This window comes from uncultured Shewanella sp., assembly GCF_947497935.1.
Classification (GTDB): domain Bacteria; phylum Pseudomonadota; class Gammaproteobacteria; order Enterobacterales; family Shewanellaceae; genus Shewanella.
The window spans coordinates 68,611-82,645 of sequence record NZ_CANMIO010000014.1; the positions used below are offsets into that span (position 1 = coordinate 68,611).

A 14,035-nucleotide genomic window follows, 5' to 3' on the forward strand; every position below is an offset into this window, starting at 1 on the left:
TCACGTGAGTAAGTTACAAGAGTTTCAAAACTTTATTCGAAGCAATGGTGAAAAAATCACTGGGGTTAATGTCCCAGTAGTCCTCAGCGATGAACAGCCTAAAGATGCCCAATTAAAGTTCAACTTTGGTTGGCGAGTCGAAATTGGTGTAAGCCGCCATAAACACGGTGGTCGACGCCCATCGGGTATTGCCAGTGGTAGCTCTTCAAGAGCAAGCCAAGAGGCCAATAAAGCCGCTCAAGAATATGTTAGTGGTCGAAATCCACTGTTTAACGAACGTTTTTTAAAGATCCTCGGACCGGATGTATCAAAAAACTTCTTAATCAAAAATACCAATCTAAATTCAGCGCCAGATGTCTATGTAGGCGAAGATCTTTGTAATACCTGTAATGGTTCTGGCTGTGTAAGATGCAGAAGCTGTCGTGGCAGCGGAAAATTGAACTGTTTATCCTGTAGTGGCAGCGGCCGAGTCAGCGTAAGTCGCTACGACAGTTACAATGAGCGTACGGTTTACACCACTGAAACTTGCTCAACCTGTTATGGCAGCGGTAACCGCACTTGTACTAGCTGCGGTGGTAGCGGTGATGTCACTTGCGGTACCTGTGATGGTAGCGGTTATTTATACTATAGCTACACCATTGATGGCGAAGCCAAGCGCAGTACCAAGTGGTTCTACACCAGCAGCGATTACCATGAATGGACTAACGACTTTGTTAAACGTACAGGGCTGAACGTTGTTCACTGTGTTAACGATATCACTGAAATCGATGTGAAGGATGAGCTTGACGGTTGTACCTTTATATATGGCTTTACCGCGGTATTGCCAACGCTGCAATTTACCGCAAGCATTGATAAAGTCGACACAAAAATGTGCTTTGCAGGTAAGCAAAATCTTACCCACGATGCTGGCGGAGTCTACGATCCTGCGGTTTGGCAAGTTGCCCAGCAACTAGGGGCTGGCAGTAAGAGTGATGATATCAACGCACTGGCGACACCTGCGATTAAGGATATTATTGAAGCTAAAGAGACTAAGAGTAAGATTGCATTACTTGAAGAAAACTGGGTTTCAACCGATATCAAAGACGCTGTCGGTGCCAATTACGACAGCTTAATTGGCCAACTTAAAAAGCAGAGTATTAAAGGCATCGTTCCTAAAATGCTGGCTTCGCTGGTTAAATATACCTGGCTGTTCTTTACCTTAACGGTAATGATCGCGCTGTTATTCCCGCACTTTGCCGAAGAAGCCACGATGAGAATGGGGATCATGGAATATCCACAATGGATTATTGCGCTATTAAGTGCCGAATTTGCATTATTTGGCATTCATCCTTTTGCCAATTACGTGTTCGCGTTAAGTTTCTTTTTTGTGAGCTATCAACTGGTTAAAAAATTCTATTGGAAAAATATCGGTAAAGCCAAAACCTACGCTCTGGCATTAGGCATCACTTTGCTAGTGCCTCATATTTTCCTAAGCTTATATTACAATACTCAAGCCGCAATGTACTATGGTCCCGATTTCGCAGAGGGCTTAGCTGGCGGCGCAATTATTCTAGGCTTATATCTATTGGTGATGGGCGTTAAATTACCGAAAAAATGGTATTTAAAGCCAATAGGTTTAATTGCCGGAGCAGCGTTATATGTCGGTCTTCAGTTTGTGATTGCTATGCTTAATGGCCCACTAGGTATTGTGCCAGTAGAAGAGAACTACGCGAGAGGGATTAGCGACATAATGCAGCCAGCAATTATGTATACGCAGTACAATGTTGTCGAAATTATTTTGCTATCAGTGCTGTGTAGCTATTTCTTAACCCGCCGACGTTTCTGGCTTAACGCTAAGACCTTGGTTGCTGACTACAATAGCCCTGTATTGCTTAAATCGATGAATATGGAGCGTTAAGCGCTAAATTCATAACAAGATACCGTCAGTGCTAATCCCGCACTAAAAACAAAAAAGCAGGCACAATGTTAACTTGGGCCTGCTTTTTCATTTCTGCGATATGGTATTAGTCTTTAGCGAAAAACAAATAAAGATAATAACCAGCGTAACCGACAGTGGCTACGCCAACGATAACCCACTCGTACCAGACTATAGTCTGCCCTGTTAGCAGTTCATAGCCTAAGTTACACCAGAGTACGAACACTAAAATGAGTGGAGAAAGTGCTGCTGCTAACATAGTTGACCTCTAAAACCTGAATCAATCGACATCACTATTTTTGTGACTATTATTTTGACTGTTTTCGTTGCAGTTATGCCCAAAGCTTATTGAATTTCCCCTTCATACTCGTCACAGCTGCGTTAGCCGCATTGCTCACATCACTTGTGGCATCACTAATCCTATCGCTCACCCCATTGATTGCATCGCTAACCTCATTGATTTTATCGCTAACGGCTTCATGTTGGCCGCATTTATTCAGCCCCTTGCCGCCAAAATGCTTACCTAGACTTGCACCTGCTGCAGCGCCTACAATCGTGCCGGCCCCCGGAACGATTGAGCCCATCACAGCGCCCACTTTTGCGCCAACCAATGCGCCTCCCACAGAGCCTGCTACTTCAGCTTTCTTCGCCTCTGCACTGTTGTTTTTACCTGAGACAATTCCCGCTAACAAGTTACGCTCAACTTCAGCATCAAAGCCCTCGCCATAGCCTAACTCCTCACGCCATGTCGTCATCGCCGCTATCAACAGTTGCGGCTCGTAACCTCGATTAAGTAATTCAGCAAAGATCCCCAGCACGATATCCATGCCAAAGGTTTGGTACATATTGCGCAGGTCAACATAGATAGGATCATCAGCCAATTGCGCGCCGACTGAATCTCTAACGAACTTGCCCATGGGGTTGATAACTGAGCCGACGATACCACTCACATCACCAATCAATGAACTGCGGTCTTTTTCTATGATGCCTGCAACAAAGGTATAGCCCTGCTCAAACTGCTCATCGTTAAGCATAATAAATTGGTGAATGTCAGTCCCAAGCGCTTCACACACCGCCTGACATAAACACTGTGGGCCAATCACGATTTGGCTAATATTGTCTGACTCTGACAGAGTTAACGCATTTTTAAGGTGTAGATCTAGCAGGGTAAATGCTTGGGCTTCTAATTGCTGAATGGGATCCATAAACGCCCCTTCCTTCCTAAGTTGCTAAAGACGAGAGTTGCTAAAGACGAGGGAGCCTAGTTATTGATGTAATTCAAAATGGAGTCCGTCAAGTTGTCACCCGCATCGAGATCACCTACATAAGCAGTCTCTAGGCCACCTTGGGCATCATAGCTATTGGCACCCAATGCGGTATCAGCGCTGTGGCCGGAAAACTGACCGTTAGCATTGTATCTATCGACACCACCAAAAGCGTTTGGGCGAGTAAAGCCATCAAATTGTCCGTGGGCGTCGTAATGATTCACTCCACCAAATACGTTATCAATATCTTGCCCAGCAAAAGCGCCGTGAGCATCGGTAAATGAAATACTGTTTCCTAACGGATTGACCATGCCATTGCCAACAAAAGAGCCGTTTTCAAACAGGCCAACGCGCCCCGCAAACTGATTAGATAGATTTATCATTTTTCACCCTAGACTCTGAATTAACCACCAAAGTATACAACTGCACACACTAGTGTTCAATGAAAGGTTGTAGAACCTAGGACGCTTCGCTTCGAGGACGGACTTCGTCCTGCTAGGAAAAGCAAAAGCTTGACGGGCTAAAGCCCGACCTACAAAAGTATGATTAAAGCCGCTTTACCGTCTTTGCTCTTCCAAGAACCTAGGAGCTTTCTTTGCCTTTCCTAGCCCGTTCGACTTTGGTTAAATCGTATTTGTTTCCATCGACTCAATTTATATCTTTAATTTGAGACGATCTGTGCTTCATATGCGGCTTGGTCTAAAATATCAAAAACGATATCTTTCACTAGTCGATCAGAGTTTCTCTCCTCTTCACATAGCAGATAAACAAAATTGGGTATTGCCGCCTCTACTTCCGGCATTACGCCCTTATGATCTTCCCAGTTGCTAACACTCACTCTAATTTTCCACTCTGGAGTGCTAACGAGCTGATCATCTAGATGCTCATTCAGCCTGTCGCAATCGTAACCTTGCATCAATTCAGACTCATTCGCCAATGAGAAAAAGCTAAAGCCATAAACAAGTAAAAACATAATACTCATTTTTTTCATTTTAAATTCCTACCTACTATTACTACTCAACACTCTTAATGGGCTCAGTGAAACTCACCGCTAAACTAGTGAATAACCCTCTGCTGCCATTTTTTTGATAACGTCATTCAACAAATCTAGTAGCACATGACCGTTTACATAAAATGTACATATGCGTACTCATAAGTATAATTGGGTTCAGTTTATTTTGACCCGACTCACACTCACCCCGATATTTAAACATCTCCTCTATAGTGACTTCTGTCCTGTAACGGACAGAACTCTCTTTAAATACTCCTTAAGCTTTACGGTAACGAATCACATGCTGCCGCCACAGTACCGGCCTCGATAGCAGAGAAATAGATGAGAAAATTAGTAATAATATTAATTGCTGGCGTATCGTTTAATACGTCGGCTGAGTTAGATGAAAAGATTGCAGCGTCATTTGCGGCAAAATATGAGGTCTGTGCGTTAAAACTCAAAGATACAAAGAGTTATAAACTGAAAGCCTTGGGACTCAAAATCAAAGCCGATAAAATTGGCAAAGATAAGGTCAGTGCCGATTACATTAAGGCCTTTGTGAAAGAGAAGAAAAAGGCCTGGACTCTACCTTTGAGAAAATGCAAAAAATTCGCCGATAGGCTCTAATTTAACTAAACGATAAATAGCTGTAATACTTTCATTTTTTATCAAACGTTGCGACGGAGTAGATAGACAATAAGGCTGTACTTATATTGGCCTAATCGCTCTATGATAGCGATTTTGCTCTATAGATTGACGCCCTTCTCGGTTTTAAATTTGTCCGCTAGCGGACACTTTGTTGCGGCTAACTATGTCATAATCTGATCTTTCCCCTCTTAATCACCACTCTAAGGTATGACATTGATTGACTCGAAGCTTAAAGACGTAATGCGTTGGGATACGGAGCTTTCACCAGCTTTAGTTAACAAATTAATGTCTGTTGCTCAGCTAAAAACTCAATTAAAGCCTAGCGAAATGGATGGCTCTGCTATCGCTCATCAAGGCGCGAGTTTTATACTTGAGGGCACTGTGGTTATCGGTATGCAGACACCGAGTCTTAAAACCGTCAATAACATAGTGATGGGTAAAGGCGATTGGTTTGGTAATTATGACAATCAGAATACTGGCTGCACACCGTTTTTTATTACCGAGGTCGATAGCGTAAAGTTAATTCATTTTAGCAATTTCGATCTCCATCGTATAGCGCAAGAAAATGTCGAAATTTATAAGTGGTTTCATATTTTATCTTTTGAAGCTAAAGCAAAATGGTTGCAATCTCAGCTGATGATGAGCGAGGTAAAGGACAAGCGCATTGTCTATCTACTGATCGAACTTGCTGCACATATTCCAAAGCTGTTAGGCGAGATCCCTCAAATTAAAATTTCACAGCAGCAGATAAGCAAAATCACTGGAATAGCCCGCCAAAGAGTCAATGAAGCGATTAAGCAACTGGAAGTGGAAAAGTTAGTAGAAATAAAGCGTAACTGCATCTACCTTACCGATCTCACAGGTCTTGGACATAAACTCGATAGCGTAGATTTAAGTATCCGAGATCCAAGGTTACTCATCGGTCACTAATACTCGCTTCAATAATTTAGACTGATGGGCTGAAACCCAACCTCAGAAGAATAAATATCGCTCTTTCATCTATGCTTATCCGTCTCAGCTCTTCCTAAAATCTAGTACCTGCTTTTCCTAGGTACTTCTTTTATATGTTAAACTGCTTAGATCATTGATAAGAGAGTCTTTGTTATGCCACTACAGCTGCCGTCTACATTTTCTTCTACAGCAGATACTCAGGCGACGCGCAAAGCACTCCGTCTGCAGGTTCGCCAAGCACGACGAGCGTTATCTGAAGAGCAGCAGGTCGCTTTCTCGCAATTGGCAGCCAAGCACACACTAAAGACTCTGCTCTCTCGCAAGGTTAAGTGTGTCGCCTTATATCTCAGTAACGACGGCGAGCTCGATACCCAGCCTTTAATCGAAGGGCTTTGGCAAAATGGCATTGATATTTACCTGCCTAGGCTGCACCCATTCAGTGCAGGGAACTTACTGTTTTTACGCTACGACAGAGGCACTAAACTGGTGAAGAGTCACTTGGGGATTTGGGAGCCTAAACTGGATATCACCCAGATGCTGCTCCCCTATCAGATCGATGTGGTGATCACACCGCTTGTGGCCTTCGATAAACAAGGTAATCGCATGGGCATGGGCGGCGGTTTCTATGATAGGACACTCGCTAACTGGCACCACAAGGGCAAGCCTTTACCCATAGGCTATGCTCATGATTGTCAGCAAGTTGATAGTCTCCCCTGCGAGCATTGGGATGTGCCATTGCCGTTTATTTTCACCCCTAGCCACTGCTATAAATTTTAGCATTAATCGTTATTAGACTGATTATCACTAAATGACTGCTGTTTAAGCCTTTCAGCTATATACTTTGCGCTGCTCCCACCTAAAAACAACAAGTTATAAATTATCTAAGTCACCTCGGATCTTGTTTTGGACTTAGCTTGCATCCCGCCCTACTTCCACAATCGTGCCAGACTATACTTAACAGCACCCTTCCACTTTTGGATATGCATCATGAGTGCAGATAATAACTGGTCGCTGAATATGCACCAGATAGAAACCTGCAACTGTAATCACGGTTGCGGCTGTCAATTTGCAGGCTTTCCCGACTTCGGCTCTTGTGAAGCCTTACTTGGCTTTATGATCAACCATGGCCATTTAAATCAGATCAAACTCGACGGTTTAAAAGTGGTTCTGGCCTTAAAGTGGCCCGGCGCCATCCATGAAGGTAACGGAACGTGCATCTTGTTTATCGACTCGAGTGCTAGTGAGGAGCAGGTCACAGCCTTAGCCACCATATTTTCAGGCGCCGCAGGCGGCATGCCATTGGAAGCCCTTTCCACAACCTTTACCACAGTCGTTGGTCCAGTTATTGTCGATATCAATATGGATACCACTGAAGACAGTGCATCTTTCGATGTTGATGAGGTAATGAAAGTCCAGCAAAAGCCGCTACTGAACCCGGTAACCGGCGAAAATCAACACGTGCATATTAGTTTTCCTGACGGCGGCTTTATCTGGAATGATGGTCGAATCGGCACAACCGAAACCATGTGGCTCAAGCATGATGCCTTAAGCTTTAACCATGCTGGCAAGTTTGCCGCTAAGGCAAATGTGCAGTGGCCAAACGGATAGTAGCCTATAACAGATCTGCTTATCGTGAGCGAAGTGATTAGCCAATGGTTAATCTCTCGCAAATTACTCATAACCTCCACTCTCCAGTTACCTGGCTGAGCATCCTGTTGTTGACCGGACTTAGCTGGTATTACATGCTATTTGATATGACCATGGTCATGTCGCCTCACTGGCATCTTTATGAAATAACTATGGTGTTTATTATGTGGGCCGTGATGATGGTCGGCATGATGATGCCCTCTGCGACACCTATGATTTTGCTGTTCGCCAAAATAAACCGTACACGCCAGCAGAGATCTGCCGAATTTGTCTCATCCAACCTGTTTATATTAGGTTATCTACTGCTATGGAGTCTTTTCAGTTTAGTTATCACCCTAGTTCAGTGGCAGTTACATGAACTGGCGTTAATGACACCTATGATGAAGAGCAGCAATAATATCGCCAGTGGTATTTTATTGATTGTTATCGGCATCTATCAGATCTCTCCCTTGAAGCAGCAGTGTTTAAATTACTGCCGCACTCCGCTTAACTTTCTTATGACCCAATGGCAGGAAGGCAAATTAGGTGCAGTCAAGATGGGGCTCAAACATGGATTATATTGTGTGGGGTGCTGCTGGCTATTGATGACGCTACTGCTTGTCGTCGGTGTGATGCATATAGGTTGGATCCTCGCTCTATCCATTCTCGTATTGCTGGAGAAGGTAGTGAGCTGGCCCGAAGCCATAAACCTGGGTATTTGCTTAGCGTGTCTCGGATTTGGAGTCTACTTCTTGGTGGGCTAATTCTGGATGGACTGACTCAGATAAAATTCGATAACGTCGAAAGATAAGAATGAACCACAAAGAACATGAAGAGTATGAAGTTAACGCTTCGTGGTTTATCGCTTTTAAAGCAAAGAACCCAGTTTGTGCTGGGTTCTTAGTTTTGTAATTAGGTTTGGACTTAACTTACCAGTATCAGCGCAATGCGCTCTTTTATATTGGATAAGATACCGCTTATACCTGCCAGTCGATGGGCGCTTCACCCCTTGCTTGCAAACTCTCATTAATTTTAGAGAAATGCTGGCAACCGAAAAAACCACGATAAGCCGATAGCGGCGACGGATGTGGCCCTGAGATTATCTGATGCTGCGGCGCATTAATACCTTTGCCCTTTTTAATGGCGTGAGCGCCCCAAAGCACAAAGATAATCGGTTGAGTCTGTCGATTCAGTAACTCAAGAACATTGGCAGTAAAGGTTTCCCAGCCCGTTTTAGCATGAGAGTGCGCCTTGCCCTGCTCGACGGTTAACACGGTATTGAGCATCAATACTCCCTGCTCAGCCCAGCGGCTTAGGTTGCCATGTTGTGGAATAGTAAAACCATCGATATCTGTTGCCAGCTCTTTGTACATGTTTACCAGCGATGGTGGCGTCTTGACCCCAGGTTTAACCGAGAAACATAACCCATGAGCCTGCCCTAAGCCATGATATGGATCTTGCCCTATCAGCACCACGCGCACCTGATTCAGTGGTGTCGAGTCAAATGCGGCCAGCACTTCGTTTTCCGGCGGAAAAATCACTTTGCCAGCGGCACGTTCGCTCGCCACAAACTCTTGTACTGATTGAAAATAGCTTTGCTGTTGCTGCTCTTTAATAAAAGAACCCCAGCTAGAATGGGCCGTCATGCTATGACCTGAAGAGATAAAATTTGCCTAAGCTTAAAAGGTCGAGACATCACTTGCAATCGCCTCGTTTACGAATCACCAGCAAAATCAGCATTACTATAGAACTACCACGCCTCACCCGACAATTTAGAGCTAAATACTAACAAGTTCGCCATCCAAGGCGCGATTATCTGCGACAAATATCAACTTTTTGTAATTGGTATTAAAAATTGTCAGTGTTAATATAACGCCTCTTTCCCCTTTGGACGGCAATAGATGTACTTTCCAGCCCACTCACCTAAACAGCAATCAGGTTTTACTCTTATCGAACTCGTTGTTGTGATTATTATTTTAGGTATTCTCGCGGTTGTTGCTGCCCCTAAGTTTCTAAGCCTGTCTGAAGATGCACAAGTGTCTCATGTTAAGGCCACTGGCGGCGCATTTAAGTCTGGTATCGATTTAGCGAGAGCCGTATGGGCAGTTAAAGCCGGTGATGGTCCCGCAGAAAATTTGCCTGTTTTCGGCGATTCATCGGATACTCACGTCGACTTTAATGCTAACGGCTGGCCTGCCCAACATTACTATACTGATAATGAAGACTCGCCTAAGCTTGATAATGTTGAAGACTGCATATCGGTGTGGGAAGTGCTTTTTCAAAATAATGAGCCAACCATTTCTAAGTCCGACAGTACGGAAGAAACTGACTACAAGGCCCGTTATGTAGCGCTAGGCGTATGTACCTATGATTACAGCGACAATACCAAGCTGTCGATTACCTATAACTCGAATAACGGCAGCGTTATCGTGGACTCAGATCCAAGTAGCTAGAATAGTTCAGCTTGGATTCTAATTTTAAATAACGGACTAATTAATGACTAGAAACACAACATCTGCAGGTTTTACCCTCATTGAAATAGTTGTGGTGATCATCGTTTTAGCCATCTTAGCCGTAATCGCGTTACCTAAGTTCATTAACCTAGGCCAAGATGCCGAAATTGCCAGCGTACAAGCCACTGGCGCAGCATTTAAAGGTGGCATCACTTTAGCTAATGTAAAATGGGCCTCTCTTGGCGCCTCAGGCCCGGTCGATAACATGCCGGTGTTTGGTGATGGCAGTAACGGTCAACTCGATATCAATCAATGGGGCTTTCCATCACAAAGCTACCCGCCCTTTGAATCTAGCCCGAGGCTGAATAACGTCGCTGATTGTATGTCGGTATGGCGAACGGTTATGCAAGAGCCTCCAGTCGTTACCAGCAATCCAAATACCGATGGTGCTGAGTACTTTGCCACTTATATTAGCCCAGATCAGTGCCGTTACTTTTATCTTCCAGAGCAGACTATGTCTATCTATTATGACTCCCGTAACGGCAGCGTTATTACCGATTCAGATCCCAATAGTTAATAACAATGATCCATTAATGTCTCATTTAAGATAGAATCGAGACACTATCCTAGGTAAATAAGAGCAGAAGCAAGATGTCAGAAGCTAAAAAAGAAACCACCATTTTTGAACTAGCCGATCAATTCATTGCATTGGCAAACGAACTCGCGGGTAAAGAGCAAGATGTCGGCAAGGTCGGCACGGCTATGCGTTTCGCAGCCTCTCGCTTCAATGCATTTGAAGCCGCATTGAAGTCATCAGATCTTGCAGCCGAAAAAGATAATGCACTTGAATGGTTTACTGATGAATATAAAGCCATGCTAAATGACAACCTTGAAGACCATATCAAGAACCCTGTGCAATCTCGTGAGCCAGAACCAGAAGCTGTTAAAGATGATGCCGTACAGGTATTCAACTCTTAAGCTTTAAGAGACTAAGCTGTAAGTTAATGCTTGAACAAAGCTGATACCATAAAAAACGCCATCATTATTGATGGCGTTTTTTATGTCAGTAATGAGCCAATTCCCACAAACTTAGAGCGTTACCAGTACTCGCACTGCCAACAGAATAAGCACCACACCCGACAGTTTATCAATTAGTGCTGCTTTTTCTCTTAATTTGGGTAATACGGCTGAGTGAGACAACAACAGTGCTATAAGGGTGTACCAGAGACCATCGATAACCAAAGGCGTTAGCACAATAAGCGCTTTGCCCGTCATGTTGTCAGCTACCATCACAAACTGGCTAAACAGTGCCAAGAAAAATAGCATTATTTTCGGATTGAACAGTGAAATGGCTAAGCCATCTCGAGCCGCAGTTATCACATCTGTCGACTCCCCTGCCGCTAGTTTATCTGCCATGCCACCTTTCGAGCGCAGCGCTTGTACACCCATATACGCAAGATAAAGCGCACCAATAATCGCAATACCGTTAAACACCATAGGTGCCTGCTTTAATAATACGGCTAAGCCCAACAGAGTCACTAAGGCATAAACCCCAATCCCGATTGAGTGTGCCCAGGCACAGACGATACCTTTACCTCTGCCGCCACCTAGGGTGTGCCGTACCACCATTGCCAAACTCGGCCCTGGAGACATGGCACCTAAACAGCAGATCGCTAGCAAGCCTAGCCAAGCGCTAAAAGTCATAATAATCCTTACTTATACTCTAGCCTGCGGCTAGGGAGAAATTGGCCACAATATACATGATCTAAACCCATACTGACCAACTCGCTTTATCACTGGCAAACAAAAATTGCCGCTAAGCGATGGCATGATGTCCTCAAGTTGCTAAGCGTTACTCAGGTTATTTTCATTTAACTCGGGCACAATAGTGTTAGTTTGGGACAATGCACACATAAAGTGGGCCGTAAGCTCTCGCCAAAACTGAACGTCGTTGGCAACATACATAGCAGCCTTTAGATAACCCTTTGGAGTTTTGATGGACACGATTTCAATCAGCATTGCGATTTTTTTCGGCCTACTTTGCTTAAGTATTGCCTCGCTTATAGGACTAAAAATCAAAGGTAGGCTCGTCCCCAATGGCGTGATTGTGGTACTTGGTTTTATGGCTATATGTGTCGGTAGCGTATTTGCCTTTATTAACTACGGCGAAGATTACGACGCTTACAAAAAATTGCATTGGCAAACCTTAACACCGAGTCAGATCCAGCCGCTTGTCGATGAAGGTTACACAGTGTTTGTTGATGTCACCGCTGACTGGTGCAATATCTGTTATGCCAATAAGGTTGGCGTGACCCATAGAGAGAAAATCGTCAACGCCTTAGCGGCAGACAATATCATTTTGATGTTAGGGGATTGGACTGAGCCTAATGCCGTTGTCGAGGGCTATATGCAAACTCAAGGTCGCGGCGGCACGCCTTATAATAAAGTCTACGGCCCTGGTGCGCCTGATGGCATCATACTGCCCACCCAGCTGACCATGGAGTCGGTATTACAAGGACTACAAAAAGCTAAAGGTTAAAGGCCAACCATTCAGACCTCCTATGGTCGAATTACGCCACAAAAGTAAGGTCACGTTATTTCGTGACCTTATTTTTTTACCCATCAATTTTGCGTATACTGTAGCGATAAACTGCTACATAAACAGGGCGCAAAATGTCTGCCATTAACCTTGAAAAGAAAACCAGTCACGACGATTTTCTGCCCGAGAACCAACTGATCCTAAACGCAGTTAGCGAAGGGATTTATGGTTTCGATTTAGCAGGTAATGCCGTTTTTATTAATCCCGCCGCCGAGCGAATGACAGGCTGGCAATCCCATGAGTTACTTGGCAAGAATATCCATGATTGTCATCACCATAGCCACAGCGATGGTAGCCATTACCATAAAGATGATTGCCCCATCTACAACACGCTCAAAGACGGCATCGCCCGCGAGATCAGTCATGAAGTGTTCTGGCGCAAAGACGGCACCAGTTTTCCTGTACATTACACCTCTACCCCAGTTTACAAAGATGGTGTATTAATTGGCGTAGTAGCGATATTTCGTGACATTAGTATTCAAAAACAAACTGAACGCTCGTTAAGGCAAGCGCTTGAGCAAGTTCAAGCCTTATCTGAGAAGCTCTCGTTCGAGAATCAATACCTGCAACTCGAACTTGCTGACCGCGCTGGTGATGTGGAGATATCGGGCAGCAGTCAGCCTATTAATCAGCTTATTCAACAAATTAAACTCGTATCGAACACTGAAAGCACCGTATTGATCAGTGGTGAAAATGGTACAGGCAAAGAGTTAGTCGCTCGCAATCTTCACCGCCTTAGCAACCGTGCCGATAAACCTTTAATCAGCGTAAACTGTGCTGCATTTTCCAGTGCACTATTAGAGAGTGAACTGTTTGGCCATGAAAAAGGCGCTTATACCGGCGCTACCAGCCGCCGCAAGGGTCGTTTTGAACTCGCCCATCAAGGTACGCTGTTTCTAGATGAAGTCGCAGAGCTCAGCCTAGAAGCCCAGTCTAAACTGCTACGAGTGATCCAAGAGCAAGAATTTGAGCGCGTAGGCAGTAGCCAAACCATCAAGGTCGACATTCGACTCATTACTGCAACTCACCATGATCTGCTTAAGCGAGTGGAGCAAGGCCTGTTCCGTATGGATCTCTATTATCGCCTCAATGTGTTTCCCATCGTGGTTCCGCCATTAAGGCTACGATTAAGCGATATCCCAGAACTCGTCAGCCACTTAATTCAAGACTTAAACCGTAAACTAGGTAAGAAGGTTACTCAAGTTAGCCACAAAGGCATGACCAAACTTATGCAGCATAATTGGCCGGGTAACGTACGTGAGCTGCAGAATGTATTGGAGCGGGAGATGATTTTATCCCAGGGGCCAATACTGGGGTTTTCACAGCTACAGTTTACCGATCAAGTTGAAAATCAACTCATTGCGACCAGTCAAACCTTACAAGAGGTGGAACGCCAACATATTCTGCACGTACTCAAGCAGACCCAATGGCGGATATCTGGAGCAAGCGGTGCCGCCGCATTGCTCGGCCTTCCACCAAGTACCTTACGTTCACGGATGAATAAATTGGTCATATCTCGCCCCGTCTAAAGCTTGGGGCCTAGGTTAGCGACGCCTCCACTAAAGCCTAGCCTAACGAGTAAGCTTA

17 protein-coding genes are annotated in these 14,035 nt (G+C 44.5%); 11 read left to right on the forward strand and 6 right to left on the reverse strand.

Annotated features, from left to right (window positions below; genetic code table 11):
• Nucleotides 1-4: 4 nt before the first annotated feature.
• Nucleotides 5-1,897: a hypothetical protein gene (locus Q1A86_RS15405; protein WP_299808178.1), complete on the forward strand. Its 1,893-nt coding sequence runs from the start codon at nt 5-7 to the stop codon at nt 1,895-1,897.
• Between the two features lie 106 nt (nt 1,898-2,003).
• On the opposite strand, the gene Q1A86_RS15410 is transcribed toward Q1A86_RS15405, so the two are convergent.
• The 4 genes from Q1A86_RS15410 to Q1A86_RS15425 form a co-directional block, all read right to left on the reverse strand.
• Complete coding sequence (locus tag Q1A86_RS15410) at nt 2,004-2,174, reverse strand: hypothetical protein (RefSeq protein ID WP_299808180.1); 171 nt, start codon at nt 2,172-2,174, stop codon at nt 2,004-2,006.
• Between the two features lie 73 nt (nt 2,175-2,247).
• Nucleotides 2,248-3,120, reverse strand: a complete 873-nt coding sequence (locus Q1A86_RS15415) for a hypothetical protein (RefSeq protein WP_299808183.1) — start codon at nt 3,118-3,120, stop codon at nt 2,248-2,250.
• Nucleotides 3,121-3,176: 56 nt separating this feature from the next.
• Entirely contained in the window at nt 3,177-3,563 is a 387-nt protein-coding gene (locus Q1A86_RS15420; RefSeq protein WP_299808186.1) for a hypothetical protein, read from the reverse strand.
• A gap of 278 nt (nt 3,564-3,841) precedes the next feature.
• Nucleotides 3,842-4,171, reverse strand: a complete 330-nt coding sequence (locus tag Q1A86_RS15425) for a hypothetical protein (RefSeq protein WP_299808188.1) — start codon at nt 4,169-4,171, stop codon at nt 3,842-3,844.
• A 342-nt stretch (nt 4,172-4,513) separates the two neighbouring features.
• Between Q1A86_RS15425 and Q1A86_RS15430 the strand changes: the two genes are divergently transcribed.
• From Q1A86_RS15430 to Q1A86_RS15450, 5 genes are all read left to right on the forward strand, one after another.
• Entirely contained in the window at nt 4,514-4,798 is a 285-nt protein-coding gene (locus Q1A86_RS15430; protein WP_299808191.1) for a hypothetical protein, read from the forward strand.
• Nucleotides 4,799-5,026: 228 nt separating this feature from the next.
• Nucleotides 5,027-5,749: a Crp/Fnr family transcriptional regulator gene (locus Q1A86_RS15435; RefSeq protein ID WP_299808194.1), complete on the forward strand. Its 723-nt coding sequence runs from the start codon at nt 5,027-5,029 to the stop codon at nt 5,747-5,749.
• Nucleotides 5,750-5,923: 174 nt separating this feature from the next.
• Nucleotides 5,924-6,547, forward strand: coding sequence for a 5-formyltetrahydrofolate cyclo-ligase (locus tag Q1A86_RS15440; RefSeq protein ID WP_299808197.1), 624 nt, complete (start codon nt 5,924-5,926; stop codon nt 6,545-6,547).
• A gap of 210 nt (nt 6,548-6,757) precedes the next feature.
• Nucleotides 6,758-7,378 (forward strand): DUF1326 domain-containing protein, encoded by a 621-nt coding sequence (locus Q1A86_RS15445; protein ID WP_299808199.1) that lies wholly within the window; start codon nt 6,758-6,760, stop codon nt 7,376-7,378.
• Nucleotides 7,379-7,488: 110 nt separating this feature from the next.
• Nucleotides 7,489-8,160: a DUF2182 domain-containing protein gene (locus tag Q1A86_RS15450; RefSeq protein WP_299808202.1), complete on the forward strand. Its 672-nt coding sequence runs from the start codon at nt 7,489-7,491 to the stop codon at nt 8,158-8,160.
• Between the two features lie 213 nt (nt 8,161-8,373).
• On the opposite strand, the gene ung is transcribed toward Q1A86_RS15450, so the two are convergent.
• The gene (ung, locus tag Q1A86_RS15455; RefSeq protein ID WP_299808205.1) at nt 8,374-9,042 is read right to left on the reverse strand and encodes a uracil-DNA glycosylase; all 669 of its coding nucleotides are present in this window, start codon (nt 9,040-9,042) and stop codon (nt 8,374-8,376) included.
• 255 nt (nt 9,043-9,297) lie between these two features.
• Here ung and Q1A86_RS15460 point away from each other — a divergent pair, with 255 nt between their 5' ends.
• The 3 genes from Q1A86_RS15460 (at nt 9,298) to Q1A86_RS15470 (ending at nt 10,827) form a co-directional block, all read left to right on the forward strand.
• On the forward strand, nt 9,298-9,849 hold the full coding sequence (locus tag Q1A86_RS15460; RefSeq protein ID WP_299808208.1) for a type II secretion system protein: 552 nt from the start codon (nt 9,298-9,300) through the stop codon (nt 9,847-9,849).
• Between the two features lie 43 nt (nt 9,850-9,892).
• Nucleotides 9,893-10,426 carry a prepilin-type N-terminal cleavage/methylation domain-containing protein gene (locus Q1A86_RS15465; protein WP_299808211.1) on the forward strand — a complete coding sequence of 178 codons (534 nt, stop codon included), beginning with the start codon at nt 9,893-9,895 and terminating at the stop codon, nt 10,424-10,426.
• A 74-nt stretch (nt 10,427-10,500) separates the two neighbouring features.
• The gene (locus Q1A86_RS15470) at nt 10,501-10,827 is read left to right on the forward strand and encodes a DUF3144 domain-containing protein (RefSeq protein ID WP_299808214.1); all 327 of its coding nucleotides are present in this window, start codon (nt 10,501-10,503) and stop codon (nt 10,825-10,827) included.
• A 111-nt stretch (nt 10,828-10,938) separates the two neighbouring features.
• Here the strand turns inward: Q1A86_RS15470 and Q1A86_RS15475 are convergent, their stop codons facing one another.
• Nucleotides 10,939-11,553, reverse strand: coding sequence for a LysE family translocator (locus Q1A86_RS15475; protein ID WP_299808217.1), 615 nt, complete (start codon nt 11,551-11,553; stop codon nt 10,939-10,941).
• A 292-nt stretch (nt 11,554-11,845) separates the two neighbouring features.
• Here Q1A86_RS15475 and Q1A86_RS15480 point away from each other — a divergent pair, with 292 nt between their 5' ends.
• Entirely contained in the window at nt 11,846-12,388 is a 543-nt protein-coding gene (locus Q1A86_RS15480) for a thioredoxin family protein (protein ID WP_299808220.1), read from the forward strand.
• Between the two features lie 134 nt (nt 12,389-12,522).
• Entirely contained in the window at nt 12,523-13,977 is a 1,455-nt protein-coding gene (locus Q1A86_RS15485) for a sigma 54-interacting transcriptional regulator (protein WP_299808223.1), read from the forward strand.
• Nucleotides 13,978-14,035 lie beyond the last annotated feature (58 nt).